This is a genomic window from Allobosea sp. CER48 (assembly GCF_044752385.1).
Classification (GTDB): Bacteria; Pseudomonadota; Alphaproteobacteria; order Rhizobiales; family Beijerinckiaceae; genus Allobosea.
In genome coordinates, this window is record NZ_JBIWYK010000596.1 from 1 (window position 1) to 1600 (window position 1600).

Sequence of the window (1600 nt, forward strand, 5' to 3'; positions counted from 1 at the left end):
CGGTGGCATCGCTCGCCACCTCTGTCATGCCGACGCTCTTGATGCGGATGGTGGGCGAGGTGATCTCGATGCTTCCGGGCGTCATCCTGATCTTGCTCTCGCCGACCTTGAGATTGATCTCGGTCAGCGCCTCGACGTCGAGCTTGCCGTTCTGGACGTCGAGCTTGTCGTCGCCCTTCTTCAACGTGGTCGTGCGCGAGTAGCTCATGCCCTGAAAGCGCTCGCCGATCTCGCGCGTCTCGATGTTGTTGACGACGACCTTGTGGTCCTTTTCGGCGTGCATCTCGAAGACCTCCTGGTCCCTGAGGTCCTCGAACTTGATCTCGTTGTAGGTGTCGGGGAAGCCGGCCCCGTCGGTCGATTCCGATTTGAGCCCCGACTGGGTCTTGTTGGCGGGCAGCTCGTAGGGTGGCTTGTGCTGGTCGTTGACGACCGCCCCGGTGACCAGCGGCAGGTCCGGATTGCCTTCGAGGTACTCGACGATCACCTCCTGGCCGATGCGCGGGATGATCTGGCCACCCCAGCCCTTGCCGGCCCACATCTGCGCGACGCGGGTCCGGCACGATGTCGAACCGTCTTCGCGATCCCAATGGAAGCGCAGCCAGACGCGGCCGTATTCGTCGACGTCGATGTCTCCTTCCTCGCCCTTGTTCCGCTCGCCCACGACCTTGGCGGTGTGCGGGCCGTAGACGGTGGGGCGGGGGGTGACGATCGGCGCGCGGAAGCGCCGGTCGCTCTTTTGCAGCTCGTAGGAGCCGTGATAGAGCGCCTCATCCGGGCGCCCGGATGAGCGGTAGCTCTGGATGCCGTAGGCGTGCGATGCACGCACGACGAGATACTCGCTGTTTTCGGCGCTGCTCGGATGGTCCGACAGCTTCATCAGCGCCCCTGGGTAGAGGCTGGCGGCGTCGCCGCCGCTGAAGCGGCGCTCGTCCTGGGCCTGCTCGGCCTGCGCCATCACCCGGGCGAAGTGCTCGCCCCGATTGCGCTGGGTATAAGCCGCTGGATAGTCGTAGGTCTCGTACCGCTTGGCCTTCGGAAAGCCTTCCTCGGCCCGCGCTGTCAGATCCGATTCCGACTTCTCGAAATCATAGTCCTTGAGCTCGAACTTGCCGCTGCGCAGCCGCCGGATCGTTGACCAGTGCGTGAGGTGCTCGACCTGCGAGCGCGGGAAGCGGCTGCCTTGCGGTACGAATGCGTAGGCGGAGGCGTCCCCCTTGAAGCTCGGCTCGGCGGCGGCGCTGACCTGATCATGCGCGGAGCGGGAGTCGCAAAGCACGAGCTTGTGGTCGCCTTCGCTGTGCTTGAAGTAATAGTAAATTCCGTATTGCTCCATCAGCCGCAATACGAAGTCGAGGTCGGTCTCACGATACTGGACGCAATAGTCGATCGGTTGCTGCGCCTCGCTGGTGCGGTCGTCGAAACTCGCGGAATCTTCCTTTCGAAAAATTTCCTTGATGATGTCGAGAGGCGTCTTGTTCTTGAAGATGCGGCAATCAGCGCGTTGTGAGAGCAGCCACAGCCATGGTCGAAGCGTGAAGCGATAGACGTAGAGATCTTCTTGTTTCCCTAGCCACTGCGCATCGACAAGAGACCCGTT

The 1600-nt window shown here is 62.5% G+C and carries 1 protein-coding gene; it reads right to left on the bottom strand.

From position 1 onward, the window contains the following. A partial coding sequence (locus ACIPIA_RS15855; protein WP_400510937.1) for a type VI secretion system Vgr family protein occupies window positions 1–1600 on the bottom strand: 1600 nt, incomplete at both ends.